This is a genomic window from Actinacidiphila acididurans, from assembly GCF_016918855.1.
Lineage (GTDB): Bacteria > Actinomycetota > Actinomycetes > Streptomycetales > Streptomycetaceae > Actinacidiphila > Actinacidiphila acididurans.
The window spans coordinates 24057-50171 of record NZ_JADKYB010000038.1; the positions used below are offsets into that span (position 1 = coordinate 24057).

Consider the following 26115-nt stretch of genomic DNA (forward strand, 5'->3'; position numbering starts at 1 on the left):
CGCCTGGAGGGAACCCGCCGATGCAGGACCACCTGCTGGACGCCGAGCACCGGGACTTCGCCGCGATGGCGCGTGCCTTCGTCGCCCGCGAGATCACCCCGTACCACGAGGAATGGGAGCGTGCCGGGCTGGTCGACCGTGACGTCTGGCGGGCCGCCGGAAAAGCCGGGCTGCTCGGCTTCGACGTGGCCCCGGAGTACGGCGGCGGGGGCACGGACGACCTCCGCTATCCCGTCCTGCTCGCCGAGGAGCTGATCCGCGCCGGCGCCACCGGCGTCGGCTTCGGCCTGCACAACGACGTCGTCGCCCCGTACCTCAACCAACTGGCCACGCCCGAGCAGCGCGAGCGCTGGCTGCCGGGCTTCTGTTCCGGCGACCTGGTGACCGCCATCGCCCTCACCGAACCCGGCGCCGGCAGCGATCTGCAGTCGATCACCACCAGCGCCGTCCGCGACGGCGACGCCTACCTGCTCAGCGGCACGAAGACCTTCGTCACCAACGGCGTCCACGCCGACCTGGTGATCGTCGCCGCGCGGACCGACCCCGAGGACCGGCTGCGCGGCGGTCTCTCGCTGCTCGTGGTGGAACGCGGCATGCCCGGCTTCGGACGCGGGCGGCCACTGGAGAAGATCGGCCGCCACGCCCAGGACACCGCGGAGCTCTTCTTCGACGACGTCCGGGTACCGGCCGCCAACCTCCTCGGGCGGCAGGGGCGCGGTCTGCGGTACCTGATGGAGAACCTCCAGCGCGAGCGGCTGAGCATCGCGGCGGCGGCCGTCGCCGGCGCGGAAACGGTCTTCGCCGCGACCCTGGAGTACTGCAGGACGCGGACCGCGTTCGGGCAGCCCATCGGCGGGTTCCAGCACATCCGGTTCGAACTCGCCGAGATGTCCACGGAGATCGAGATCGCCCGGACCTACGTCGACCAGTGCGTGGTCGACCACAACGCGGGCCGGCGCGACCCGGTACGGGCGGCCCGCGCCAAGTGGTGGACGACCGACCTCCAAAAGCGCGTGGTGGACCGCTGCCTCCAACTCCACGGCGGCTACGGCTACATGCGTGAGCAGCCGGTCGCCCGCGCCTTCGTGGACACCCGGATGATGCCGATCTACGGCGGCACCAACGAGATCATGAAGGAGATGATCGGCCGCTCGCTGGGGGTCTGACCCGGCAGCCGCGCCGGCCGGGGGCAGGGCTCCCGCCCCCGGCCGGTCCGTACGGTCACGCCCGGCCGGTCCGTACGGTCGCGCCCGACCGGTCCGTACGGTCGCGCCCGGCCGGTCCGTACGGTCGCGCCCGACCGGTCCGTACGGTCGCGCCGAACCTCAGACGGCGGCGGCCCGGGCTCCGGATCTGGCGCCGGATCTGAGGAGGCGGATCGCCTCCGCCACCTCTGCCACGGTGTCGTACTCGAAGAACAGTTCCACGGGAACCTCGACCCCCCAGCGGGCGTGCATCACGCCCGCTATCTGCATCATGGACAGCGAGTGCCCGCCCAGGTCGGCGAGGTCGTCGCCGGGCAGCACCCGATCCACGCCGAGCACCTCGCGGCAGATCCCGCAGACCTCGTCCAGCAGGGCGTCCGACGGTCCGGGCGCGGCAACGGGTATCGCAGCGGAAGCGGGAGGGGCCGGGGCTGCGGCCGGGGCCGGGGCGGACGGATCGGGCAGGGCCCGCCGGTCGACCTTCCCGTTGGCGGTGAGCGGGAAGCGCTCGAGGACGACCACCGCGCTCGGCACCATCGACGACGTCAAGGCCGCCCGGGCGAAGTCCCGTACCTCCGCGGCGGTCGGCGCGGGGGTGTCCGCGAGGGGTACGACGTAGGCGGCGAGCGACGAGCCGCCCGGGCCGCCGTCGTACACCGTCACGACCGCCCCTGCCAGGCCCGGCATCGCACCCAACCGGGCCTCCACTTCCCCCAGTTCGATACGGTGACCGCGGATCTTGACCTGGCCGTCGGTGCGGCCGACGAACTCCAGCAGTCCGTCGGGGCGCAGGCGGCAGCGGTCGCCGGTGCGGTACATCAGGGCTCCCGCCGGGCCGCCCGGCTCGGGGACGAAGCGCTCGGCGGTCAGCTCGGGCCGGCCCGCGTAGCCGAGGGCCACCCCGGTGCCGGCGATGCACAACTCGCCCGTCACGCCGGGTGCGACCGGCTCCAGAGCGTCGTTCACCAGCCTCAGCCGGGTGTTGGCGACCGGCCCGCCGATCGAGATCGTCTCCGGCGCGGCCGGCACCCGCCAGAGCGTGGACAGGACCGTCGTCTCGGTCGGTCCGTAGGCGTTGATCAACGCGCCCACCCTGGCACGCAGTTCCCGGGCCAGGCCGACGGTGAGCGCTTCCCCGCCGGTCATCGCCACCACGTCCGGCGCGTCGAGACCTGCGTCGAGCAGCAGCCGCCACTGGGAGGGGACGGCCTGCATCCGGGTGATCGCGCGGTTGCGAACGAGCCCCACCAGGGCGCGCGGGTCGCGCAGTTGGGCGTCGGTGGCCAGGACGAGCTCGGCGCCGGTGGCGAGCGGGACGGTGAGTTCGGCCATCGCGATGTCGAACCCGGCTCCGGCCACCGCCAGCCAGCGGTCGCCGGGCCCGCACGGCATCTCCTGCGCCAGCTCCAGCACCACGTTGAGCAGCGAGCGGTGGCCGACCAGGACACCTTTGGGGCGGCCGGTCGAGCCGGAGGTGTAGATCAGATACGCCGGGTCGAGCGGACCGGCCGCCTGCGCGCGGGGTACGCCCGGTGCGCCGGCCGGCGCCGCAGGCTTCGCCTCGGATCCCGTGCCTGCGTCCGATCCCGTGCCTGCGTCCGATGCCGCGCCCGCGTCCACCTCCGCGTCCAGGTCGTCCACGAGCAGCAGTGCGGCGCCGCCGGAGTACCGGTCCTTCACGTCGCGCGTCGTCAGTACGAGTTCGGCGCCGGCGTCGGCCAGCACGAACGCGATCCGGTCGGCGGGCAGGGCCGGATCGACCGGCAGGTGCACCCCGCCGGTCTTCCACACCGCCAGCAGGCCGGCCACCAGATCGGCCGAGCGGGGCAGGCACAGGGCGATCCGGGTGCCTTGAGCGACCCCGCGGGCCCGCAGCCGTGCCGCGATCCGCTCGGCCGCCGCGTCCAGCCCCGCGTAGGTGAGGCGCTCGTCCCCGCAGGTCAGCGCCGGTGCGCCGGGCGCCTGCGCCGCGTACTCCTCGAACAGCCCGAGCACCGTGGTGGCGGGCAGCACCCGCTCGATTCCCCTGGGTCCGATGGGACGGGCGGGGCGGGTGCGCAAGGGTGCGCTTTCGTACATGTCTCTCCCTATGCCGAAGGGCGTACCGAACGCGTGGATTCTAGGAAGGTCTGGACCATTGATCGGGCATTACGGCAGGATAGGTCTGAACCAATCGCGGCGGGGATCCGCGGTGGCCGAGGGCGGCGAGGGGACCGGTATGCGGGACGGCGAGGCGGGCAGAGCGAGCAGAACCGGGTACGAGGAGCGTGCGGTGCGCTTCGGGGGCGGGACGCCGCGCAGTGGCCCGCTCACCCTGGGGCAGGGGAACATGCTCCGCTGCATCGCGGACAACGAGCCCGCCCACATCAACATGCACGTCGTCTGGGACGTCCCCGCGGGCACCCCGCTGGAGGTCGTCACCGGCGTCCTCGCCGAACTCCACACCCGGCACGAGTCGTTACGGACCACCTTCCCCACCGACGGGCCGGAGCCGGTCCAACTGGTCCACGCCGGCGGCGAACTCACCGTCGAAGTCCACCGGGCCGAAGGCGAACCCGCCCTGTTCGCCGAGGAGTTGGGGCTGCGCAGGCGCGCCGTCGCGTTCGACCCCGCGGGGGAGTGGCCCGTGCGGGCCGCCGTCGTCACCGCCGAGGGCCGGCCGACCCACCTGGTGCTCGCGCTCTCGCACGCCGCCGTCGACGCCACCGCGCTCGGGATCCTGCGCCGGGAGTGGCTCGCCCTGCTCGCCGGCCGGACCCTTCCCGAACCCGCCCCCGTACGCCCGGTGGACCTCGCCGTGATCGAGCGCTCCGAGGAGGGGCGCCGCCGCACAGCCGCCTCGCTGCGGTACTGGAGCGGGCAACTGCGTACCATTCCCCAGGCGATGTTCGCCCATCCCCGGCTGCCCGTGCCCGTGGCGGACGCGCCCCCGGCGGGCTGGACCCCGCGGCTGCGCATCCGTTCCCGCACCGCCGCCGCGGCGCTCGACGTCCTCACCGAACGCACCGGCGTCACCCGCTCCACCCTGGTGCTGACCGCCCTCTGCGCCCTCGCCGCGCACCGCGCCGGGCAGCGGCAGGCCGTCGTCACCACCCTGTCCGCCAACCGGTTCCTGCCCGAACTCTCCACCTACGTCGGCACCGTGGCCCAGGACGCGCTGCTGTCCGTCACCGCCGACGCCGAGGGGTTCGAGGCACTTGCCAGGAAGGTCCGCCGCAGGACCCAACTGGCCTACCCCAACAGCTGGTTCGACTCGGGAGACCTGTGGACCGCGATGGACGCCGCGGCCGAGGAGCGGGGCGCCCGGTTCGCCCGCGACTGCGTCTTCAACGACCTCAGCCCGCTGGGTCTGGACGGCGGAGTCCTGCGCGGCGCCGCCGACCCGCGCGACCCGGCCCAGCAGATCCAGTTGACCTGGCTTCCCCACGAGCCGCTCAACGTCGAACTGATGCTGTGGGTGTACCGCCTCGACGGCGAACTCGACCTCTCCTTGTGGGCCGACCCCGCGCTGCTGCCCGCCGCGGACGCCGAGGCGTTCGGCCGCGGACTCGCCGCGCTGCTCATCGAGGCGGCCCGCGGCGACGTCAAACTCGACGAGCTGGCGGACATCACCGGCCTCGCCCCCGCGGCCCGCGGCCCGCGCTGGGTGGTGAGCGACTCCAGCTGGATCGACCTCGACCAGGTCGCCGCGGCCGTGGCCACTGCCGCCGGAACCCTTTCCCTGCCGCGGCCGGCCGCCCTCGCGACGACCGCCGAGCCCGACGCCGCCCTGGGCCACCGGCTGGTCTGCCGGGTGGGAATGCCGGGGCCCCGGGCGGGCGGCCCGAGCGGGCCGGAAACCGAGGGAGACGGAACCGGGGCCGGGGCCGGTGGCGGTGGCGGTACCGGCGGCGGTGGCGAGCGTGTCGAGGAGGAAGCCGCAGCCGTCGCCGCGCGGTTGCACGCCGCCTGTACGGGGGCGCTTCCGGGGCGGCCCGCGGTGATGGCCCCCCACTGGTACGTGATCCACGAGGGAGTGCCCGAGGATCCGGGCGACCCGGCCGCCTGGGCGGCGCTGCCGGTGCTTTACGCGGGGAACGGCCGGGCGCCGCGGTACGGATGCTGACCGCTCGCCCCACCCGGCCCGGCACCGCGAAGGCGGGTCGCCGGCCCCGCGGGTTCGACCTGTACTTCACCGCGCGCGTGGTGTCCCTGCTCGGGGACGCCATGCTCCAGGTGGCCCTCACCGTCGCCGTGCTCGACGCCGGGTTCGGCACCAGCGGCGTCGGCTACGCCCTCGCGGCGTGGCTCGCGCCGGTCGCCCTCCTCGTACTCTTCGGCGGCGCCCTCGCCGACCGCTTCGAGCCGCGGAACGTCATGGTCGCCGCGGACGCGGTGCGGACCGTCACCCAGCTGGTCTTCGCCCTCTCCTTCGCCGCCGGCGCCCCCGCGCTCTGGCAGATCCTCGCCCTCCAGGCCGCCGGCGGCGCCGCCACGGCGATGTTCACCCCGGGCAGCGCCACGATGGTCCCCCGCCTCACCGCCGACATCCAGCGCGGGAACGCGGCACTGAGGATCGCCGAGGCGTTCACCACCCTCCTGGGCCCCGCGCTCGGCGGCCTGCTCCTCGCCGGCTTCGGGGCGGCGGCGGTCTTCGGCGCCGACGCGGCCAGCTTCGCCCTGAGCGCGCTGTGCCTCACCGCGATCCGGCTCGGCCGGCCGCAGGACCGCGCCGCGCGCCCGGCGCCCGCCCCGATGTGGCGTGCGCTCGCCGAGGGGTGGCAGGAGTTCCGTTCCCGTACCTGGCTGTGGAGCGTCATCGCGCTGTGGTCGCTGTACGGGCTGCTGGTGTTCGGCCCGGCCCTGCCGCTGAGCGCCGCGGTCGTCGTGGCCGCGCACGGGTCGGCCGGCTTCGCGGCGGTCACCTCGGCATTCGGCGCCGGGACGGTGGCCGGCGCACTGCTCGCCCTGCGGTTCCGGCCCGTCCGGCCGCTGGCCGCGGGCGCCCTGTCGGTCGCCGCCTTCGCCCTGAGCCCGCTGGTGGTGGCCGTCCCCTTGCCACTCTTGGCCGTTGTCGCGGGCAATCTGGCCGCAGGCACGGGGTTCGCCTTCTGGGGAGTGCTGTGGGCGACCACCCTCCAGACCCAGGTCCCGCCCGCCGTCCTCAGCCGGGTCGCGGCGTACGACGTCGCCGGCTCCGTCCTCGCCCTGCCCGCCGGCCGCGCCCTCGCCGGCCCCGCCGCCTCCGCTTTCGGCCCCCGCGCCCTCCTGACGGTCTGCACGGCCGGCGCCCTGCTGATCTCCGCCGCGATGCTGGCCGTCCCCGCGATCCGCAACCTGCGCACCGCCGCGCCGACCCCTGCCCCATCCGTCCGCCCATCCGCGTTCGCCGATCCCGAGCGCGCCGGCCGCGACATGGGGACCGCCCCCGAGCCGGACCTGGAACCGGCCCCGGCCCCCTCCCCGTAACGGCCGCCCCACAAGGCGGCCGATCGTCACGGCGTACGGGAGTGCGTGACCCGCCGGGGAGGGTACTCGGCGGTCGGGTCAGGGCAGCACGGGACGCGCGGCGTCGTCCTCGAGGAAGCCGCCCGACTGATGCCGCCACAGCTTCGCGTAGGCGCCGTCGCGGGTGAGCAACTGCTGGTGGGTGCCCTGCTCGACGATCCGTCCGCGGTCGAGGACGACGAGCCGGTCCATGCCGGCGACGGTGCTCAGCCGGTGCGCCACCACGAGCGCCGTGCGCCCGTCCATGAGCCGCCACAGCGCCTCCTGGACGAGGATCTCGCTCTCGGAGTCCAGGGCGCTGGTCGCCTCGTCGAGCAGCAGGATCGGGGCGTCGCGCAGGATCGCCCTGGCGAGGGCGACCCGCTGGCGCTGTCCGCCGGACAGCTTCACGCCGCGCTCGCCGACCATCGTGCCGAAACCGTCCGGCAACGCGTCGGCGAACTCCGTGACGTGCGCCGCCTCGGCGGCGCGGCGGATCTCGGCGTCAGTGGCGTCCGGCCGGGCGAAGGCGATGTTGTCCCGCAGCGTGCGGTGGAACATCGCCGGGTCCTGCGGTACGTAGGAGATCAGGCCGCGCAGGTCCCGCTGCCTGATCCTGCTGATGTCCTGGCCGCCGACCACGATCCGCCCGCCGTCGATGTCCGTCATCCGCAGCAGCAGCCGGGCCAGCGTGGTCTTGCCGCCGCCCGACCGTCCGACGAGACCGACCCTCGCCCCGCTGGGCACGGTCAGGTCGAGGTTCTCGAACAGCGGCTCCGCGCCCCCGTGCGCGAAGGTCACCTGCTCGAATCGGACGTCGGCGCCCCGGTTCGCCACCGGCTCCGGCTCCGCCGGGTCGAGCACGGTCGGCGGGGCCAGCAGCAGTTCGGTGAACTGCGCGGCCTCCGTCATCGAGCTCTCCAGGCGGCGGTAGATCTGGTTGAACTCGAACATGATCCGCGTGGCGTTGGTGTAGTACGTGAACGCCACCACGACCTCCTCCACGCCGTGCCGGCCGCCGCCGAGCGTGACCGCGAGCAGCAGGCCGAGCGCGTTGGTGAGCACCGACATCGGCGCGACCAGCGTGTCGATGCGCAGGTTGCCGTAGTCCCACGACCGCAGCGACAGCAGCCGCGAGTGCGCGACGCGCGACCGGTGCTCCGCCGCCTCACGTTCCTCGGCGCCGAACGCGCGGACCGTGTCCATGTTCATCAGGACGTCGGCGACATGGCCCGACACCCGGGCGATCGCCGCCTCGCGCCGGTCGACGAGTGCCTGGCGGCGCCGGATGAGCGGTGCCGTGCACAGGGCGGTCAGCGCGATCAGTGCCAGCAGCACGACGACGAGCAGTGGCTGGTACTGCCAGAGCACCACCGAACCGAACAGCAGCGGCACGAGGCTGCCCACGACCGAGAACGTCAGCGTGTCGGCGAACTCCTCGAAGCGGGAGGCGAAGCTCAGGACTCGCTTGGTCAGCGCACCGGCGAAGTTGTCGTGGAAGAAGGCGGCGTCCTTGGCGAACAGCTCGTCCATGCCGATCACGTACAGGTGCTCGATGCCGCCTGCGTCGACGCGGTTCAGGCAGTGGATGCCGATGCGCCAGCACGTCTCCGCGAGCAGCAGCACGCCGGCGAAGACGAGTACGTAGGGCACCATCGGCGCGACAGCGCCGCCCGCGTGGTCGGAGATCCGCCCCACGAGCTTGGCGACGACCAGTGGAGCCACGTAGTTGATCCCGATGTTGCCCAGCGCCGGCAGCAGCATCGCCGGCGCCGTCAGCCACCGCAGCCGGGCCAGCTCCCGCCCGTAGTAGCGCAGTGCCAGCAGCACCGAGCCCGGGCCCGGCGTGTCCTCGCGCGTGTCAGGCGATCCCATCCCCAACCCCGTGTCGTCGTACGGCGGCCGGCCACTTCGGGGCGGCTGCCCCCCCGGCGAGCCGCCGAAGGCCGGAACCGGCAGTCTGCCGAGCCGCCTCCCGCGCGGTCCAAGCGTTTTCCGGCGAACGCGGCGTCGAGCGAAAGGATCCGGACGCGGAGCACCCCACTCACCCTCTCGGCCTGTTTGTGCTTGCTTTATACCTAATATTCGGCCGATCGATGCCAGCTTTATCCCAAAGGTCTTTCGAAATGCCCATTAATGTGGGACCGCAGTCTTGACTTATGCCTAAGAGTCGGCTGAACATGTGTGCTGCGCCGCCACCGGATGCCGTCGTGTGCTGAGTGCTGAGCACAACCGGCGATCACTGACCATGCCCGACGATGAGCGCAGCTGCGACTCGGCTCAACGCCACGGGCGAAATGGCACCATGACATTTCCGGGAGGCATTTGTGCTGGTCATACCCACACTTCGACGCCGGACGCGGCTGCTGCTCGCGTTCCTGCTGGCGGTGGCGATCGCGGTGCCGCTCTTCGGCACGACGGCGACGCATGCCGCGGCGGCTTCATCGGGGCCCTGCGACATCTACGCGTCCGGTGGCACCCCGTGCGAGGCGGCGTACAGCACCACCCGGGCCATGTTCTCCTCGTACAACGGCCCGCTGTACCAGATCCAGCGCGCCTCGGACCAGAGCACCTTGAACATCGGCCTCGCGTCCGTCGGTGGTCCGGTCAACTCGGCGCCGCAGGTCTCCTTCTGCTCCGGTACGACATGCACCATCACGCAGCTGTACGACCAGACGCCCAACGCCAACAACATGCCCATCTCGCCCGGCAGTTCCTGCTCCGGCTGCTCGGGCAGCCTCTCCGGCCCCGGCCCGAACGGCTCGGACATCGGCGCGAACGCGATGGCGCTGCCGATCACCATCGGCGGCCGGAGCGCGTACGGCGTGCTGGTCAACAACATCGGCACCGGATACCGCAACAACGCCGCCAAGAACGTGCCCACCGGCTCGCAGCCCGAGGGCATATACATGCTCACGTCGTCGAACATCACCAGCGGCAGCTGCTGCTTCGACTTCGGCTCGGCCGAGACCAACGACTCCGACGACGGCAACGCGACCATGAACGCGATCTACTACGGCTCCGCCTGCTGGACCGGCGGCTGCACCGGCTCCGGCCCGTGGGTCGGCGGTGACCTCGAGAACGGCATGTACTTCAGCGCGGCCGGCCCCAATCCGTCGAACATCCCCAGCGAGACCGGTTCGTTCCTGACCGCGTGGGAGAAGAACAACGGCACGACGAACTTCACGCTGAAGTACGGCAACGGGCAATCCGGCGGGCTGACCCAGGCGTACTCCGGCGCCCTGCCGGGCGGCTACAACCCGATGAAGGTGCAGCCCTCCATCGAACTGGGCACCGGCGGCGACAACAGCCCGATGGGCACGGGAGAGTTCTTCGAGGGCGCCGTCACGAAGGGATTCCCGACCGACGCGACCGAGAACTCCGTGCAGGCCAACATCACCGCGGCCGGCTACGCGAACAACACCACCACGTTCCCGCCGCCCACCCAGTCCGTGATCAGCCTCAAGGCCCACGCCAACGGCAAGTACGTCGACGCGCCCAACAGCACCACCTCGCTCATCGCCGACGCCACCTCGGTCGGCACGAACGAGACCTTCACCATGGTCGCCAACAACAACGGCACCGTGAACCTGAAGGCGCGCTCCGACAACCAATGGGTCACCGCCGAGAACAACGGCAACTCACCCCTGATCGCGAACCGCGGCGGCCCCGGCCCGTGGGAGACCTTCTACCTCCTCCACAACCCCGACGGCAGCGTCAGCTTCCGCGCCTACAACAACCAGCACATCGTCACAGCCGAAAACGCCGGCGCATCCTCCCTGATCGCCAACCGCACGGCAATCGGCCCCTGGGAAGAATTCGACCTCGCCACGACCCCTTCCCGCTAACCTTCCGCGCCCGCCTTTTCCCTGCCCCGGCACCGGGGCAGGGGCAGGTGCTCTCTCCCGCACAAAAGCCCCAGGCCATTGGTCTGGGGCTTCTTTATGGAGCGGATGACGGGAATCGAACCCGCGCTCTGAGCTTGGGAATCACGGGGGGCACGGCCGGCGTGATCGCATGGCGTCGGCCCTTTGTCGTTCTGGCCGCGGTTTGACGGGCACGCCGGGTCTGGCCGCGGCTGTCCATGACGTACCGCTGTGCGTGGCGCGGAAGTGGTGCGCGTGAGGCCACGGGCGGGGCCGTGTCCGCTGGGCCCCGCAGGACAGGTGTCCGCCGGTGGCCACACCGGCTGGCAGTGTGCCCCACCCACGTTGGCGCCCGCCCCCTCTCCCGCCGTACGGCGGCCGGGATGCTCCCGCCTGGTGATGCATACCCCATTCGAGTGACTGGAAGGTTACTAACTTCAATGTTAGTAATCTCGGCGTTAGTGTTTCCCCTGAGTCGCTGGCCAGTGCGGAGGGATGACCGATGGTGGAATTCGTGGGCAGACGGAACGAGCTGAGGATGCTCGATCGCGAACTGAACAAGGTGGCGGCCGGTGCCGGCGGGCAGCGACCCGGACGGTGCGTGATGCTGCGGGGGCGCCGACGGGTGGGCAAGTCACGGCTGGTCGAGCAGTTCGCCGAGAGGTCCGGCGTTCCCTTCCTCTTCTATGCCGCGACCGGCGCCTCACCCACGGCGGACCTGGAACGGTTCGCGTCGGATGCGCAGTCGTCCACCCTTCCGCTGGCACATGTGGTCTCGGCCGCACGCCCGGCGACCTGGGATGCCGCCTTCGATGTGCTGGCGGCCTCCTTGCCGCACGACCGGGTGAGTGTGGTGGTCATGGACGAGGTGCCCTACCTGATGGATGCCGCGGGCGCCTTCGAGGGGGTGCTGCAACGGGCCTGGGACAGGGCTCTGGAGGCCAAGCCTGTTCTGCTGGTCCTGATCGGCTCCGACTTGTCCATGATGGAGGCCCTGAACAGCTACGGACGCCCGTTCCACCAGCGTGGACGGGAGATGGTCCTGGGTCCGCTCAACCCGGCCGAGGTGGGCGGCATGCTGGGCCTCGCGGAACCCGCCGACGCCTTCGACGCGGCCCTGATCACCGGTGGACTGCCCCTGATCTGCGCGGAGTGGCCGCACGGCGCCGGGATGTGGGACTTTCTGGGGACGGCACTCAACGATCCGGTGTCAGCCCTGCTGGTGTCGGCGGAGCGCTCACTCGCGGCCGAATTCCCGCAGCAGGCGCAGGCCCGTACCGTTCTCTCGGCGATCGGCACTGGTGAGCGGACCTTTTCGAACATCGCCCGCGCCGCCGGCGGAATCGGAGCGACCCCGCTCCAGCGCTCGCTGGGGCTTCTCAGTGAAAAGCGGGTGATCGCGGCGGAACTCCCGCTCTCCACGCGGCCTTCGAAAGACCGCCGCTACCGGGTCGCAGACCCCTACCTCCGCTTCTGGCTGAAGCACTTGGGCCCGGCGATGCAGGAAATCGAGCGCGGCCGGGGCGACCTGACCTTGCAGCGCATCCGCACCAACTGGACCAGCTGGCGCGGGAGGGCCGTCGAACCTCTGGTGCGCGAGGCACTAGCACGGCTCCTGCCCGACGCGAACCTGCCCGCCGCCCCTGCTATCGGGGGCTACTGGACCCGGACCAACGACGTGGAGATCGACATCGTCGGAGCCGACCGAGCGCCGATCGCCAAGGACCTGCTGTTCGTCGGTTCGGTGAAGTGGCTGGAGAACTCCCCCTTCGACAGCCACGATCTCGCAGCGCTGCACCGCCACCGCGCCGCCCTCACGCCCGAACCCGTGCCCACGGTTGCCGTTTCGCGCAGCGGGACCGCATGCACGGGTCCGGACGCCGCATACGGGCCCGCGGAACTCCTCGCCGCGTGGCCCTCCTGACCGTCATCCCGAAGCACGGCAACCGGCCCTCTCCGCCGACCCCATTCGACCACCACATATGGTGCTCAGTGGTGCAGGTTCTTTAATCGGTTCGGATAACACAAAAGGCCCGGGTCTTCGACCTGGGCCTTTTTCTTTGGAGCGGATGACGGGAATCGAACCCGCGCTCTGAGCTTGGGAATCACGGGGTGGGGGCCGGAAAGGCGCGCTGACCTGGTCGTACGGTGGTGGAGCGGGGGTGCGGCAGGCCCGCTGACGACTGCTTCTGGCTGGGGTTCACCGTCCTGATCGGGCATGTACAAGGCACGGCCGTCAGACAAGCCGCTGGCGCCAGCACCAGGGTTCACGTTCGCCGGATGGGTGCTCCACCTCGCCTGCTGCTCGTCGGACGACGAGGCGGCCTTCGTCCATCGCCACCTGGTCGCCGGGCAGGAGGAACAGAGGCCGGTCAAGCTGGAAGATCCAGTCGGGATCGAATCGCACCTCGTTCAGCAACAGCATCCGAGGCGCAGTCGCCGGTTCGTCGAAGACCCTCATGGCTCCATGATGTACGGCCTCGGGCTTGGGAGTGCCTGTCACTGCTGCTGGTGCGGCAGTGGTGCGGCGGCTCGCTGCCCGTGGCGGACTCGGCGCTGGTCCATACCCGTGCAGGTGACCCGTGCCCTTAATCTGGTAGCAGACGGCAGCTTACGTGCGGCGAAGGGGGATGAACATGACCACTGCACCTGGTGGCGTACCGCGCCCGTCCGGGGCCGCGGTGGCGCATCCGCTGCGGACCATCCGCGATATCAGGGACTCCCTCCCGGAGGACCAGGCCCGGCACTTCGACGCGGAGCTCGCCGACACCGAGCTGGACGCTCTTCCGGAGATGCTGAGCCGGTGGGTCCGACTGGCTACCGACGGCTTCGAGGAGTTCTTGCTGTCCCAGCCCTTCGAAGGGCTGGAATTCGGCGCACGCTCCTATGACGACGATCAGGCGGGCGATCGGTGATCTACCTGCTCGACACGAACGTCGTCGCTGAGCTCACTACGCGCCAACGGCCCGATCCCCGGGTCGTCGCATGGCTCCGCTCGACCGCGCGGCCCAACCGCTTCCTGAGCGTCATCACCGTCGCCGAGATCGAGGCCGGCGTGGCGGCCACCCCGGATCCCGCACGGCAGGCCCGGTACGCGGAGGTCCTCGCAACTGCCCGGCTGGAATATCGGGACCGCATCGCGCCCATCGGAGAGCGAGAGGCGGCGGCATACCTCGCCGTCCACAAAGCCCTGAAGACCGCCGGAACGACCATCGACCCACCGGACGCCCTCATCGCCGCCACCGCGCTGGCCAACGGCTGGACCGTGGCCAGCCGCAATACCAAGCACCTGGAACGTACTGGCGCCACCGTCATCAATCCCTGGGATTTCAATCCGTAGGCTGGGCGCTTTTCCGCGCCGCCGCTCCAGTCGGCCGAGATTTCCCGGGGACCCTTGATTGCATTTAAGTGAATGATTCCGGATGAAAAAATCCCCAGATTCTTGGTCTGGGGATTTCTTATGGAGCGGATGACGGGAATCGAACCCGCGCTCTGAGCTTGGGAAGCTCATGTTCTACCATTAAACTACATCCGCGAAAAGCGGGCCCGGGTGGGGCCTGCTCGTAGTGGAGAGTGTAGCGCATCGCGTGGGGGGGGATGGGGGACGCGGGGGGGGGGGGGGGGGGGGGGGGGGGGGGGGGGGGGGGGGGGGTAGGTTGGGGTGTAATGGTGCCCTTGGGAGGGGTGGGGGATCCCCTAATGTGTGGGTTTGTCGGCCACACGGAGTTGGGGAAGGGGCTTCATGGAGGGCAGCACAGTCGTGCGTTGCAGCGAGGGGCACGTGTTCAGCACCGCTTCGTTTCCCTTGCAGCGGTTGGGTGTTGAGCGGCTCGGGCCCGGGCGGCTGCTGAGGTGCCCGAAGTGTGCGCGGCTCAGGCACGCCGTGCCCGTCGGTGCCGGGAAGTAGATCCGGGCACAGGGGGCGGCCCGGCCTCTTACGGGTCGCCCCCGCCACTTCAGCCGCCCCGCGCTCTCACCGGCACCCTTCATCGCGTTAACCTCAAGGCGTGCTTCTCTCCGACAAGGACATCCGGACCGAAATCGACAACGGGCGCGTGCGCATCGACCCGTTCGAGCCGACGATGGTGCAGCCGTCGAGCATCGACGTGCGCCTCGACCGGTACTTCCGGGTGTTCGAGAACCACCGGTACCCGCACATCGATCCGGCGGTCGAGCAGCGCGACCTGACCAGGCTGGTCGAGCCGGAGGGGAACGACGCCTTCATCCTGCACCCCGGGGAATTCGTGCTCGCCTCCACGTACGAGGTGGTCAGCATCCCCGACGACATCGCCTCCCGGCTGGAGGGCAAGTCGAGCCTCGGGCGGCTGGGGCTGCTCACCCACTCCACCGCCGGCTTCATCGACCCCGGCTTCTCCGGGCACGTCACCCTCGAGCTGTCCAACGTGGCCACCCTGCCGATCAAGCTCTGGCCCGGGATGAAGATCGGACAGCTCTGCCTGTTCCGGCTGACCTCCCCCGCCGAGTTCCCGTACGGGTCCAGCCGGCACGGCTCCCGTTACCAGGGGCAGCGCGGCCCCACGCCCTCCCGCTCGTACCTGAACTTCCACCGCACCCAGGTCTGAGCCCCGGCACCGGCAGCGAACGCTCAGATCAGCGCCAGCTTGAACAGGATCAGCAGCGCCACGAGCTGAAGCGAAGCCGCACCCAGCGCCTTGCCCCACGGCAGATCGTGCGATTTGCTGACCATCGACGTGAGCAGCGCCGCACAGGCCACCCAGGTGAGCCAGCCCAGCAGCTGCACGAAGCCGTTGCCGCCGCCCAGGAAGAGGGCGAAGAACAGGCGCGGCACATCCGTCAGGACCGTGATCAGCATCGACAGGCCGACCGTGGGCGCCCACGCCCCGTCGCCGCCGAACTGCCGGGCCAGCGTGTTGGTCACCGCCCCCAGCGTCAGGGTGCCCAGCACCACCGCCACGCCCGTGGTGAGCACCCACGGAATGCTGGTGGACAGGCTCGCCGACAGGACGTCGTGGCGGGCCGCGTCGAAGCCGAAGACGGCGAGCAGACCGTAGACGAAGGTGACGGTCAGCGCCGGGGCCCACATGGTGTGGTCCCGCATCCGCCAGAAGGTCTGCGAGGGGCGCCGGACGATCCCGCTCAGCAGCTCCTTCCACGGCAGCCGCGGCCCCGCGGGCGGCGCGCTGCTCTGGCCGGCCCGGTACGTGGCGACGTTGTCGTACGCCTCCAGGTCCCGCTCTCGCCCGCGCCCGGGGTAAGCGTACGGTCCCGCGTTCTCGCCGCCGGGACCGCCGGGACTGCCGGGACCAGGCCCGTACGATCCTCCGCCCCGGTACTGCTCCGCGCCCCCGTACGCCCCAGGCCCTGCGCCCTGCGCCCCGTACGCCCCGTCGCCCATGGTGAACGCCCTGGTCCCGCCGGGACCGTCGTCGTACCCCGCCGGCCGGTGCCGAGGGCCGTGCCCCGGGCCGCCCGACGCGCCGCCGTCACCGTGTCGTTCCGTGAAACCAGCCACGCCATCGAACGTACCCGCTCGGGTTCGGCGCCGCCGCCGAGCAGCCGCCAAACCGCGTCCATTGCGGCCAACCTGTGACACGCCCGGGCGCGTCACAGGCCGCCGCCATGGATGCGGCTTTCAGCGGTTCTCCGGTGCGCTCAGGCCCCCGCCGCCGCCTGCTCGCCGAGCGGACCGCCGCCGCCCCCGGCCGCCACCGGGGTGCGCACGGAGTCCAGCAGGAGCTGCGCCACGTCGACCACCTGGACGCTCTCCTTCGCCGTGCCCTCGTTCTTGCGGCCGTTGACCGAGTCGGTGAGCATGACCAGGCAGAACGGGCAGGCGGTGGAGATGACGTCCGGGTCCAGGGACAGGGCCTCGTCGACGCGCTCGTTGTTGATGCGCTTGCCGATCCGCTCCTCCATCCACATCCGGGCGCCACCGGCGCCGCAGCAGAAACCGCGCTCCTTGTGGCGGTGCATCTCCTCGTTGCGCAGACCCGGCACCTTGGCGATGATTTCGCGCGGCGGCGTGTAGACCTTGTTGTGCCGGCCCAGGTAGCAGGGGTCGTGGTACGTGATCAGACCCTCGACCGGGGTGACCGGGACCAGCCGGCCCTCGTCCACCAGGGTCTGCAGCAACTGGGTGTGGTGGATGACCTCGTACTCGCCGCCCAGCTGCGGGTACTCGTTGGACAGCGTGTTGAAGCAGTGCGGGCAGGTGGCGACGATCTTTTTCGCGGCGCGCGGCTTGCGGGTGGCCGGGTCGTCCTCGTCCTCGCCGAAGGCCATGTTGAGCATCGCGACGTTCTCGACGCCCAGTTGCTGGAAAAGGAATTCGTTGCCCAGGCGGCGGGCGGAGTCGCCGGTGCAGTTCTCCTCGCCGCCCATGATGGCGAACTTCACGCCGGCGATGTGCAGCAGCTCGGCGAACGCCTTGGTGGTCTTCTTGGCGCGGTCCTCCAGGGAGCCGGCGCAGCCGACCCAGTACAGGTACTCCACCTCGGTGAGGTCCTCGATGTCCTCGCCGACCACCGGGACCTCGAAGTCGACCTCCTTGGCCCAGGCCAGCCGCTGCTTCTTGGGCAGGCCCCAGGGGTTGCCCTTCTTCTCCAGGTTCTTCAGCATCGTGCCGGCCTCGCTCGGGAAGGACGACTCGATCATCACCTGGTAGCGGCGCATGTCCACGATGTGGTCGACGTGCTCGATGTCCACCGGGCACTGCTCGACGCAGGCGCCGCAGGTGGTGCAGGACCACAGCACGTCCGGGTCGATGACGCCGTTCTCCTCGGCGGTGCCGATCAGCGGGCGCTCGGCCTCGGCCAGGGCGGCGGCGGGCACGTCCTTGAGCGCCTGCGCGGACGCCTTCTCCTCGCCCTCCGCGGTCTTCCCGCCGCCGGCCAGCAGATACGGCGCCTTGGCGTGCGCGTGGTCGCGCAGGCTCATGATCAGCAGCTTGGGGGAGAGCGGCTTGCCGGTGTTCCAGGCGGGGCACTGCGACTGGCAGCGGCCGCACTCGGTGCAGGTGGAGAAGTCGAGGATGCCCTTCCAGGAGAATTCCTCGACCTTGGAGACGCCGAAGACGTCGTCCTCGCCCGGGTCCTCGAAGTCGATCGGCACCCCGGCGGAGGTCATCGGCTGGAGCGCGCCGAGGGCGGTCCCGCCGGTGGCGTCGCGCTTGAACCAGATGTTGAGGAAGGCCAGGAACCGGTGCCAGGCGACGCTCATGGTGGTGTTCAGGCCGAGCACGATGGCCCACACCATGGTGACGCCCAGCTTCACCATGGCGACGGCGTACACGGTGTTCTGCAGGGTGCCGGTGCTCAGCCCGCGGAAGGCGGCGACCAGGGGGTACGAGACGAAGTACGCGCCCTCGTAGTGGTTCACGCCGTGCAGCGCGCCCTCCAGGCCGCGCAGGGTGAGGATGGCCAGGCCGATGACGACGATCACGTACTCGACGAAGTACGCCTGCCAGGCGGTGGAGCCGGCGAACCGGGACTTGCGGCCGGCCCGGGAGGGCAGGTTCAGCAGCCGGATGGTGATCAGCGTCAGGATGCCGAGCGTGGTGAAGGCGGCGATGAACTCGGTGTAGACCTCGTACGGCAGCCAGTTGCCGACCACCGGCAGGATCCAGTCGGCCTTGAAGAGCTGGCCGTAGGCGTTGACGATCGTCAGCACCAGGGTGAGGAAGCCGACCGCGACGAACCAGTGGGCGACGCCGACGACGCCCCATTTGTTCATCCGGGTGTGCAGGACGAACTCACGGGCGAGCGTCTTTGTGCGCGACACCGGGTCGTCGGTGCGGGTGCCGGCCGGCACGGGCTGGCCGAGCCGGACGAACGCCTGGATCCGCGCGACGGCGAGGCCGAACAGCGCGACGCCTACCGCGGTGAGGACCAGCGACACGATGATCGCGGCGAGTTGCATGAGGGCTCCTCGGGCCTGCGCAGCCGATGCGTACGGACTTTGCTTCGGTTGTGGCTTCTGGCTTCTGGCGTGGCTTCTGGGTGGGTCTCGGTCGACCGTCCTGCTCGGCGGTCTTGCTCGACCCTAGGTCGTACTGAGCGGTAACTTACCCGGTCTCCGCAGAGGCTACCCGGGTTTCCGGGCGCCTTGAAGTCGCACCGCTCGTGATCTGTGTCGCGCGGCGTACGGCCTGAGCGGCCGCGGTTGAAAAGTCCGTATTCGTGACAATCATGGATCAAACGGCGCGGCGCCGGAACGGCGCCCGGACGACACGGCGACGACTGCGACGACTGCGACGACGGCTACGGCGACGACCACGACGAGGAGGTGTCCCGGGATGCGCTCCGTGCTGCGATGGGTGGCGATCTGCACCGGGCTGCTCCTGGTGGTCGCGGCGGGCCTGGGCTGGGCGACGTACCGCAAGTTCAGCGGCAATATCCGCACCGACCGGGCGTCGGCGCGGCTGCTGGCCCAGGACGCCCGGCAGCGGCCGCCCGCAACGGCGCCCGGCAGCCGGAACATCCTGATGCTCGGGGGCGGCGGGCTCGGCGGCGCGGACGGCGCGATCCTGCTGCACCTGTCGGCCGGGCGGCACCGGGCCACCGCCATCGGCGTACCGAGCGACCTGATGGTGCGCACCCCGGCCTGCCCGCGCCCGGGTGGCGGGCGCAGCCCGGCGGCGTACGAGCGGTTCGGCGCCGCCTTCCGGGCCGGCGGCGCGGCCTGCTCGATCCGGGCCTTCGAGCACATGACCGGCATCCGGGTGGACCACCACCTGGTGGTTGACGCCGAGGGGCTGCACCGGCTGGCCGCCGCGGTGGGCGGGGTGAACTCCGCCGACGCGGCCCGGGACCGCGGCGGCGACCTGCTGCGCGATCTGGCCCGCGGCGCGGGCAGCGGCCTTCGCCATCCCGCCCGGCTCTACGGCATCCTGAATACCGCGACCTCCTCCATCACCGCCGACCCGGGGCTGAGCTCGCTGCCGGCGCTGTACGAGCTGGCGGGCTCGTTGCGGGGACTGCCGGCGGACGGGCTGGTGTTCCGTACGGTGCCGGCCACCGCGGACCGCGCCGGGCGCGACGTACCGCGCGAGCCGGCGGCGGGGAGGCTGTTCGCCGCGGTACGGGCGGACCGGCAGCCGGGCGCGACATGACGTGCCGACCCAACGCTCATCATGTCCGGCTCAGAAATGCGCACCCTGGGCGCGCTTAAGTTGAGCCGACCCGACTCACCTCTGTTGACACCCGAACCCGGTTGATGCACTCTTGAGCCAGTTCCACTCAAGTAGGCTCCTGGAGGAATCAACCATGGCACGTGCGGTCGGCATCGACCTGGGCACGACTAACTCCGTCGTCAGCGTTCTGGAGGGCGGCGAGCCCACCGTCATCACCAACGCGGAGGGCGCCCGGACCACGCCGTCCGTCGTCGCCTTCGCCAAGAACGGTGAGGTGCTGGTCGGCGAGGTCGCCAAGCGCCAGGCCGTCACCAACGTGGACCGGACCATCCGGTCGGTGAAGCGCCACATGGGCACCGACTGGAAGATCAACCTCGACGGCAAGGACTTCAACCCGCAGCAGATCTCCGCGTTCATCCTGCAGAAGCTGAAGCGGGACGCGGAGTCGTACCTCGGCGAGAAGGTCACCGACGCGGTCATCACCGTCCCGGCGTACTTCAACGACTCCGAGCGCCAGGCCACCAAGGAGGCGGGCGAGATCGCCGGCCTCAACGTGCTGCGCATCGTGAACGAGCCGACCGCCGCGGCGCTCGCCTACGGCCTGGACAAGGACGACCAGACGATCCTGGTCTTCGACCTCGGCGGTGGCACCTTCGACGTGTCGCTGCTGGAGATCGGCGACGGCGTGGTCGAGGTCAAGGCCACCAACGGTGACAACCACCTCGGTGGTGACGACTGGGACCAGCGGATCGTCGACTACCTGGTCAAGCAGTTCCAGTCCGGCCACGGCGTGGACCTGGGCAAGGACAAGATGGCCCTCCAGCGCCTGCGCGAGGCGGCGGAGAAGGCGAAGATCGAGCTGTCCTCGTCCACCGAGACCTCGATCAACCTGCCGTACATCACCGCGTCGGCCGAGGGCCCGCTGCACCTGGACGAGAAGCTCACCCGCGCCCAGTTCCAGCAGCTCACCGCCGACCTGCTCGAGCGCTGCAAGGTGCCGTTCCACAACGTCATCAAGGACGCGGGCATCCAGCTCTCCGAGATCGACCACGTGGTGCTCGTCGGTGGCTCCACCCGTATGCCCGCCGTCGCGGAACTCGTGCGCGAGCTGACCGGCGGCAAGGAGGCCAACAAGGGCGTCAACCCGGACGAGGTCGTCGCCATCGGTGCGTCGCTCCAGGCCGGTGTCCTGAAGGGTGAGGTCAAGGACGTCCTGCTGCTGGACGTCACCCCGCTCTCGCTCGGTATCGAGACCAAGGGCGGCATCATGACCCGCCTGATCGAGCGGAACACCACGATCCCGACCAAGCGCTCGGAGATCTTCACCACGGCGGAGGACAACCAGCCGTCGGTGCAGATCCAGGTGTACCAGGGCGAGCGGGAGATCGCGGCGTACAACAAGAAGCTGGGGATGTTCGAGCTGACCGGCCTGCCGCCGGCCCCGCGCGGGATGCCCCAGATCGAGGTCACCTTCGACATCGACGCCAACGGCATCATGCACGTGGGCGCCAAGGACCTGGGCACGGGCAAGGAACAGCGGATGACCGTCACCGGCGGCTCCTCCCTGCCCAAGGACGAGGTCGACCGGATGCGCTCCGAGGCCGAGCAGTACGCGGAGGAGGACCACAAGCGCCGCGAGGCCGCCGAGACCCGCAACCAGGGTGAGCAGCTGGTCTACCAGACCGAGAAGTTCATCGCGGACAACAAGGACAAGCTCCCCGAGGACGTCCGGACCGAGGTCGAGGCCGCGGTCGCGGATCTGAAGGAGAAGCTGAAGAACGAGTCCGCGGACGAGGCCAACACCACGGCGATCCGCGAGGCCACCGAGAAGGTCGCCGCCACCAGCCAGAAGCTGGGCCAGGCGCTGTACGCCAACGCCCAGGCCGACGGCGGCGCCGCGGCCGGCGCCACGGCGGGCGGTCCCGCCGACGCCGCAGCGGACGACGACGTGGTGGACGCCGAGATCGTCGACGACGAGAAGAAGGACGGTGCCGCGTGACGGAGGAGCCGAAGGGCTTCGAGGAGCCCGACGTCCCTTCCGAGGCCACTGAGGAACCGGCGTCCGCGAAGGACGCCGGGGCTGCCGGAACCGCCGGTTCCGCCGATGAGGCGGCTCCGGCGGCCCGCGGCGGGGACGGAACCGAACTGGCGGCCCTGCGGGCCCAGCTCGACCAGGCACGCAGTGCGCTCACCGAGCGCACCGGCGACCTTCAGCGGCTGCAGGCCGAGTACCAGAACTACCGCCGGCGGGTGGAGCGCGACCGGATCGCCGTCAAGGAGATCGCGGTGGCGAACCTGCTCACCGAACTGCTCCCGGTGCTCGACGACATCGGCCGGGCGCGCGAGCACGGCGAACTGGTCGGCGGCTTCAAGTCGGTGGCCGAGTCGCTGGAGACGGTGGCGGCCAAGCTGGGCCTTCAGCAGTTCGGCAAGGAGGGCGAGCCCTTCGACCCGCTGGTGCACGAGGCCCTGATGCACAGTTACTCGCCGGATGTCACGCAGACCACATGCGTGCAGATCCTCCAGCCCGGGTACCGCATCGGTGAGCGCAACTTGCGGCCCGCCAGGGTCGCGGTCGCCGAACCGCAGCCGGGCAGCCCGGCCAAGGACCAGGCCAAGGAGGACACCGCGACAGCGGCGGACGACGAGGAGAGCGGTGGCCCCGACGAGGGCTGACCGCCGGGCGGCCGGGTGCCACCGCGCACCCGGCGCCGCAAGGCGTATACGTGACGGAGAGGAGGGACGTCGGGGATGAGCATCAGCAGGGATCTGTTGGAGAAGGACCTGTACAAGGTTCTCGGCGTCCCCAAGGACGCCACCGAGGCGGAGATCAAGAAGGCGTACCGGAAGCTCGCCCGCGAGTTCCACCCGGACGCCAACAAGGGCGACGCCAAGGCCGAGGAGCGCTTCAAGGAGATCTCCGAGGCCAACGATGTGCTGTCCGATCCCAAGCGGCGCAAGGAGTACGACGAGGGCCGCGCGCTGTTCGGCAACGGCGGCTTCCGGCCGGGCCCCGGCGCCGGCGGCCCCGGCGGCTTCAACTTCGACCTGGGCGACCTGTTCGGCGGCGCCCAGGGCCCGGGCGGCACCACGGGCACAGGCACCGGCGGCGGCTTCGGCGGCGGCCTGGGCGACGTGTTCGGCGGCCTGTTCAACCGGGGCGGCACCACCCGGGTGCAGCCGCGCCGCGGCCAGGACATCGAGTCCGAGGTGACGCTGAGCTTCACCGAGGCGGTGGACGGGGCCACGGTCCCGCTGCGGATGTCCTCGCAGGCGCCCTGCAAGGCCTGCTCGGGCACCGGCGACAAGAACGGCACCCCGCGGGTCTGCCCGACCTGCGTGGGCACCGGCCAGGTCGCCCGCGGCTCGGGCGGCGGCTTCTCGCTCACCGACCCCTGCCCGGACTGCAAGGGCCGCGGCCTGATCGCGGAGAACCCCTGCGAGGTCTGCCACGGCAGCGGGCGGGCCAAGAGCTCGCGCACCATGCAGGTACGGATCCCCGCCGGGGTCACCGACGGGCAGCGGATCCGGCTGCGCGGCAAGGGCGCGCCCGGCGAGCGCGGCGGCCCGGCCGGCGACCTGTACGTGGTGGTGCACGTCGGGCCGCACCCGGTCTTCGGGCGCAAGGACGCCAACCTCACCGTCACGGTGCCGGTCAGCTTCGTCGAGGCGGCGCTAGGCGGCGAGATCAAGGTGCCCACCCTGGGCGGCCCCCCGGTCACCCTGAAGCTGCCCCCGGGCACCCCCAACGGCCGCACCCTGCGCGCCCGCGGCAAGGGCGCGGTCCGCAAGGACGGCTCGCGGGGCGACCTGCTGGTCACCGTCGAGGTGGCGGTTCCGGACAGGACCGAGGGCAAGGCGCTCGACGCACTGGAGTCGTACCGGGAAGCGACCGCGGACCACGATCCGCGGGCGGAGCTGTTCAAGGCCGCAAAGGGAGCGTGAGGCGATGAATGTCGACGGCGGCGGGATGGGGCCCCGTGGGCCCCGGTCGGGCCGCAATCCGTACCAGTTGACCGAGGAGACGCCGGTCTACGTCATCTCGGTGGCGGCCGAACTCTCCGGACTGCACCCGCAGACGCTGCGGCAGTACGACCGCCTCGGCCTGGTCTCGCCCGACCGGACGGCCGGCCGCGGCCGACGCTACTCCGCGCGCGACATCCAGCAGCTCCGCGAGGTGCAGCGGCTCTCCCAGGACGAGGGCATCAACCTCGCCGGCATCAAGCGGATCATCGAACTGGAGAACCAGGTGGCCGCCCTCCAGGCGCGGGTGGCGGAGCTGTCCGCGGCCGTCGAGGGCGCCGCGGCGGTCATCCAGGCCCGCGAGGCCGCCGTCCACGCCTCCTACCGGCGGGACCTGGTCCCGTACCAGGACGTCCAGCAGACCAGCGCGCTGGTGGTGTGGCGGCCCAAGCGGGACGGCTGACGGCACGCACACAGGACCACGGATGCGGCCCGGCGGTACCGAGTACGTACTCGGTACCGCCGGGCCGCATCGCGTACGGCGGCCGTACGCGCCGCCGACGGATTCACCTGACCGTCGGCGGCGTACGGCCGATCCGGCGGACCTCAGTGGCCCGGCAGCACCTCGATGGTGTCGCCGACCGCGCGCTCGCCGGTGGCGTCGGACGGGTGGTTGAGCAGCGTGCCGCCCACGGTGAAGGCGGTGGAGCCGCCGCCGTCCAGGTTCATCGCCTGCACCGCGCCGAGCGAGCGCATGAAGTGCGCCGCCTCGGAGATGGTGAAGCCCTCGCTGCCGCCGGTCAGCCGGCCATCGACGGTGACCAGCAGCAGCCGGCCACGGGCGTCGATCCCGGCCATGGTGCGCGGCTGCCGGACGTTCGCCCAGGCGTAGCCGAACGACAGGTCCTGCGGGTCCACGGTGCCCTCGGCGGCCGCGTCGATCGCGATCCGCCCGTCGGCGACCAAGGTGGGGGCGGCGCTGACCACGCTGTCGCCGGCGCCGAGCCGCACCTGGCGGCCGGCGGTGTCCCGTACGGTGTCGCGCACGTCCACCCGCTGCCCGGGCACGGCGTGCGCGGTCAGCCAGTCCGCCGCGGCGCCGATGCCCTGGAGCACCGAGCCGCCGGCCGGCACGCTGCCGCCGCGGGCGCCGACCGAGACGACCCGGCCGTGCCCGTCGAGCATGACCTGCGTACCCGCGCCGCCGGGCAGCGCCGCCCCGAAGGCCGGGGTGAACAGCACCAAGTCGTCGCTCTCGTGGCAGGTGACGTCCTGCCAGGGCAGCGCGGAAGGCGTCGCGCCCGGCCGGCCGCAGTCCCGTACCGTGCCGGGAAGGCGGTTGATGCCCTGGACGGCGTACGAGGAGCCGCCCGCGCGGGCGGTGGCGGTGCTGGTCAGCCTGGCGATCCGGACGTGACGGCCGCCGTCGGAGAGCACCAGCGCGGTCCGCGCGCCCGCCGCCATGGAGGCGACCTCGCCGTCGTACGCGGCCAGGCCGGACGGGATGCCCTGGACGCCGTCGGAGTCCGAGGTGACGAAGAAGCCCGCGTTGACGCCGACCAGGGAACCGAGCTTGGCCGCCACCGCGGAGGTGGTCTCGCGCTGCGTCACCGAGCCGTCGTGGGTGCCCTCGACCGTGCCGGTGAAGCGGTGCGGGTCGATCACCGCGACGTGGACGTTCTCCACGTCAGCGGGCTGCTCGGCGTCGTAGCCGGTCCACTCCACCGCGGTGTGGAAGCCGGTCGCCGCGATCGCGGAGGCGACGCTCTGCGCCTGCGCCTGGGTGGCGTACGAGCCGATCCGTACCCGCTGCCCCATGGCGCCGTGCGGGGTGTCGGCGTAGTCCGGCCACGCCACCGTCTCCACCCGCGGCCGGTAGCCGGCGCCCGTCAGCTGCGCGGCGGTCTGCTGCGCCCACGCCTGCGGCCCGACCTCGACGTCCACCGCCGCGCCGGTCAGCCTGCTCGTCCCCGGGTCCTTGACGGTCACCGTCCACGACGGCGCCGCCGACGCGTCGCGGATCGTGCCGGTGCGCACCTGCACGCCCGGCGCCACGTCCTGTACGGTCCACGTCGCCTGCGGCCCGGCGGCCGGCTCCTGCGCCCGGGCCGGCCCGGTCAGCCCCAGCGGCGCCACGGCGGCCACCACGGCGACCGCGCCCAGCACACTGCGCCCACTCCTGATTCTCGCCATGGCCGCCATCCCAGCCGCCGCGCGCGAACACCCCGCCGACCGGTGCATGAGGCACCGAAGAACACTCGGCGAACGGGGACGGGTCCCGGGGGGCGGCCGGACTCCCGGATTCAGCCCTCCAGCCGGACCGGCAGGCGCGTCACGCTGTTGCCGATGAAGCCCGGCAGCGGCGTCAGGTCCTCGTCCGGGACGGCCTGGACCAGCCGCGGGTAGGCGGCGTACAGCTCGCGCAGCGCGATCCCCGCTTCGAGGCGGGCCAGCGGGGCGCCCAGGCAGTAGTGGGCGCCGTGGCCGAAGGACAGGTGGCGGG

General features: G+C 71.4%; 19 protein-coding genes, 1 tRNA gene and 1 pseudogene. 13 read left to right on the forward strand and 8 right to left on the reverse strand.

Going from position 1 to position 26115, the window contains the following annotated elements:
• Nucleotides 1-20 precede the first annotated feature (20 nt).
• Complete coding sequence (locus ITX44_RS39105; protein WP_205364564.1) at nt 21-1166, forward strand: acyl-CoA dehydrogenase family protein; 1146 nt, start codon at nt 21-23, stop codon at nt 1164-1166.
• A 159-nt stretch (nt 1167-1325) separates the two neighbouring features.
• Here the strand turns inward: ITX44_RS39105 and ITX44_RS39110 are convergent, their stop codons facing one another.
• The gene (locus ITX44_RS39110; RefSeq protein WP_205364566.1) at nt 1326-3284 is read right to left on the reverse strand and encodes a non-ribosomal peptide synthetase; all 1959 of its coding nucleotides are present in this window, start codon (nt 3282-3284) and stop codon (nt 1326-1328) included.
• A 193-nt stretch (nt 3285-3477) separates the two neighbouring features.
• On the opposite strand from ITX44_RS39110, the gene ITX44_RS39115 reads away from it, so the two are divergent.
• Both ITX44_RS39115 and ITX44_RS39120 read left to right on the forward strand, forming a co-directional pair.
• Nucleotides 3478-5310 carry a condensation domain-containing protein gene (locus ITX44_RS39115; protein WP_205364568.1) on the forward strand — a complete coding sequence of 611 codons (1833 nt, stop codon included), beginning with the start codon at nt 3478-3480 and terminating at the stop codon, nt 5308-5310.
• Complete coding sequence (locus ITX44_RS39120) at nt 5304-6653, forward strand: MFS transporter (RefSeq protein WP_205364570.1); 1350 nt, start codon at nt 5304-5306, stop codon at nt 6651-6653. Before ITX44_RS39115 ends, ITX44_RS39120 begins: the two co-directional genes overlap by 7 nt.
• A gap of 78 nt (nt 6654-6731) precedes the next feature.
• Here the strand turns inward: ITX44_RS39120 and ITX44_RS39125 are convergent, their stop codons facing one another.
• Nucleotides 6732-8546 (reverse strand): ABC transporter ATP-binding protein, encoded by a 1815-nt coding sequence (locus tag ITX44_RS39125; RefSeq protein WP_205364572.1) that lies wholly within the window; start codon nt 8544-8546, stop codon nt 6732-6734.
• A 452-nt stretch (nt 8547-8998) separates the two neighbouring features.
• On the opposite strand from ITX44_RS39125, the gene ITX44_RS39130 reads away from it, so the two are divergent.
• Both ITX44_RS39130 and ITX44_RS39135 read left to right on the forward strand, forming a co-directional pair.
• Entirely contained in the window at nt 8999-10519 is a 1521-nt protein-coding gene (locus ITX44_RS39130) for an arabinofuranosidase catalytic domain-containing protein (RefSeq protein ID WP_307795695.1), read from the forward strand.
• Nucleotides 10520-11039: 520 nt separating this feature from the next.
• A complete protein-coding gene (locus tag ITX44_RS39135; RefSeq protein WP_205364574.1) occupies nt 11040-12461 on the forward strand; it encodes an ATP-binding protein in 1422 nt (473 codons plus the stop codon).
• Between the two features lie 312 nt (nt 12462-12773).
• Here ITX44_RS39135 and ITX44_RS39140 read toward each other — a convergent pair whose 3' ends face one another.
• Entirely contained in the window at nt 12774-12998 is a 225-nt protein-coding gene (locus tag ITX44_RS39140; RefSeq protein ID WP_205364576.1) for a hypothetical protein, read from the reverse strand.
• A gap of 175 nt (nt 12999-13173) precedes the next feature.
• Between ITX44_RS39140 and ITX44_RS39145 the strand changes: the two genes are divergently transcribed.
• Nucleotides 13174-13452: a hypothetical protein gene (locus ITX44_RS39145; protein WP_205364578.1), complete on the forward strand. Its 279-nt coding sequence runs from the start codon at nt 13174-13176 to the stop codon at nt 13450-13452.
• On the forward strand, nt 13449-13877 hold the full coding sequence (locus ITX44_RS39150; RefSeq protein ID WP_205364580.1) for a type II toxin-antitoxin system VapC family toxin: 429 nt from the start codon (nt 13449-13451) through the stop codon (nt 13875-13877). The genes ITX44_RS39145 and ITX44_RS39150 overlap by 4 nt, the downstream gene beginning before the upstream one ends.
• A 121-nt stretch (nt 13878-13998) precedes the next feature.
• Here ITX44_RS39150 and ITX44_RS39155 read toward each other — a convergent pair.
• Nucleotides 13999-14072 (reverse strand) — tRNA-Gly (locus ITX44_RS39155).
• A 472-nt stretch (nt 14073-14544) separates the two neighbouring features.
• On the opposite strand from ITX44_RS39155, the gene dcd reads away from it, so the two are divergent.
• Complete coding sequence (gene dcd / locus ITX44_RS39160; protein ID WP_205364582.1) at nt 14545-15120, forward strand: dCTP deaminase; 576 nt, start codon at nt 14545-14547, stop codon at nt 15118-15120.
• Nucleotides 15121-15143: 23 nt separating this feature from the next.
• Here dcd and ITX44_RS39165 read toward each other — a convergent pair whose 3' ends face one another.
• Nucleotides 15144-16031, reverse strand: a complete 888-nt coding sequence (locus tag ITX44_RS39165) for a Yip1 family protein (protein ID WP_307795696.1) — start codon at nt 16029-16031, stop codon at nt 15144-15146.
• Nucleotides 16032-16171: 140 nt separating this feature from the next.
• Entirely contained in the window at nt 16172-18436 is a 2265-nt protein-coding gene (locus ITX44_RS39170; RefSeq protein WP_205364584.1) for a (Fe-S)-binding protein, read from the reverse strand.
• Nucleotides 18437-18812: 376 nt separating this feature from the next.
• Here ITX44_RS39170 and ITX44_RS39175 point away from each other — a divergent pair, with 376 nt between their 5' ends.
• The 5 genes from ITX44_RS39175 (at nt 18813) to ITX44_RS39195 (ending at nt 24075) form a co-directional block, all read left to right on the forward strand.
• Nucleotides 18813-19628 (forward strand): LCP family protein, encoded by an 816-nt coding sequence (locus ITX44_RS39175; RefSeq protein ID WP_205364587.1) that lies wholly within the window; start codon nt 18813-18815, stop codon nt 19626-19628.
• A gap of 154 nt (nt 19629-19782) precedes the next feature.
• The gene (gene dnaK / locus ITX44_RS39180; protein ID WP_205364595.1) at nt 19783-21648 is read left to right on the forward strand and encodes a molecular chaperone DnaK; all 1866 of its coding nucleotides are present in this window, start codon (nt 19783-19785) and stop codon (nt 21646-21648) included.
• Nucleotides 21645-22325 carry a nucleotide exchange factor GrpE gene (grpE, locus tag ITX44_RS39185; protein ID WP_205364597.1) on the forward strand — a complete coding sequence of 227 codons (681 nt, stop codon included), beginning with the start codon at nt 21645-21647 and terminating at the stop codon, nt 22323-22325. The genes dnaK and grpE overlap by 4 nt, the downstream gene beginning before the upstream one ends.
• A 75-nt stretch (nt 22326-22400) precedes the next feature.
• The gene (gene dnaJ / locus ITX44_RS39190) at nt 22401-23594 is read left to right on the forward strand and encodes a molecular chaperone DnaJ (protein WP_205364599.1); all 1194 of its coding nucleotides are present in this window, start codon (nt 22401-22403) and stop codon (nt 23592-23594) included.
• A gap of 4 nt (nt 23595-23598) precedes the next feature.
• Nucleotides 23599-24075, forward strand: coding sequence for a heat shock protein transcriptional repressor HspR (locus ITX44_RS39195; RefSeq protein WP_307795697.1), 477 nt, complete (start codon nt 23599-23601; stop codon nt 24073-24075).
• Between the two features lie 143 nt (nt 24076-24218).
• Here ITX44_RS39195 and ITX44_RS39200 read toward each other — a convergent pair whose 3' ends face one another.
• The gene (locus ITX44_RS39200) at nt 24219-25805 is read right to left on the reverse strand and encodes a phosphodiester glycosidase family protein (RefSeq protein WP_236062455.1); all 1587 of its coding nucleotides are present in this window, start codon (nt 25803-25805) and stop codon (nt 24219-24221) included.
• Nucleotides 25806-25915: 110 nt separating this feature from the next.
• Nucleotides 25916-26115, reverse strand: a pseudogene (locus ITX44_RS39205) (cytochrome P450); the annotation flags it as partial.

What these genes read in the sequence shown, in the direction of transcription:
- ITX44_RS39105 (WP_205364564.1), top strand. Translation starts at nt 21, where the DNA reads ATGCAGGACCACCTGCTGGACGCCGAGCACCGGGACTTCGCCGCGATG.
- ITX44_RS39110 (WP_205364566.1), bottom strand. Translation starts at nt 3,284, where the DNA reads ATGTACGAAAGCGCACCCTTGCGCACCCGCCCCGCCCGTCCCATCGGA.
- ITX44_RS39120 (WP_205364570.1), top strand. Translation starts at nt 5,304, where the DNA reads ATGCTGACCGCTCGCCCCACCCGGCCCGGCACCGCGAAGGCGGGTCGC.
- ITX44_RS39125 (WP_205364572.1), bottom strand. Translation starts at nt 8,546, where the DNA reads ATGGGATCGCCTGACACGCGCGAGGACACGCCGGGCCCGGGCTCGGTG.
- ITX44_RS39135 (WP_205364574.1), top strand. Translation starts at nt 11,040, where the DNA reads ATGGTGGAATTCGTGGGCAGACGGAACGAGCTGAGGATGCTCGATCGC.
- ITX44_RS39140 (WP_205364576.1), bottom strand. Translation starts at nt 12,998, where the DNA reads ATGAGGGTCTTCGACGAACCGGCGACTGCGCCTCGGATGCTGTTGCTG.
- ITX44_RS39145 (WP_205364578.1), top strand. Translation starts at nt 13,174, where the DNA reads ATGACCACTGCACCTGGTGGCGTACCGCGCCCGTCCGGGGCCGCGGTG.
- ITX44_RS39170 (WP_205364584.1), bottom strand. Translation starts at nt 18,436, where the DNA reads ATGCAACTCGCCGCGATCATCGTGTCGCTGGTCCTCACCGCGGTAGGC.
- ITX44_RS39175 (WP_205364587.1), top strand. Translation starts at nt 18,813, where the DNA reads ATGCGCTCCGTGCTGCGATGGGTGGCGATCTGCACCGGGCTGCTCCTG.
- dnaK (WP_205364595.1), top strand. Translation starts at nt 19,783, where the DNA reads ATGGCACGTGCGGTCGGCATCGACCTGGGCACGACTAACTCCGTCGTC.
- dnaJ (WP_205364599.1), top strand. Translation starts at nt 22,401, where the DNA reads ATGAGCATCAGCAGGGATCTGTTGGAGAAGGACCTGTACAAGGTTCTC.
- ITX44_RS39195 (WP_307795697.1), top strand. Translation starts at nt 23,599, where the DNA reads ATGAATGTCGACGGCGGCGGGATGGGGCCCCGTGGGCCCCGGTCGGGC.
- ITX44_RS39200 (WP_236062455.1), bottom strand. Translation starts at nt 25,805, where the DNA reads ATGGCGAGAATCAGGAGTGGGCGCAGTGTGCTGGGCGCGGTCGCCGTG.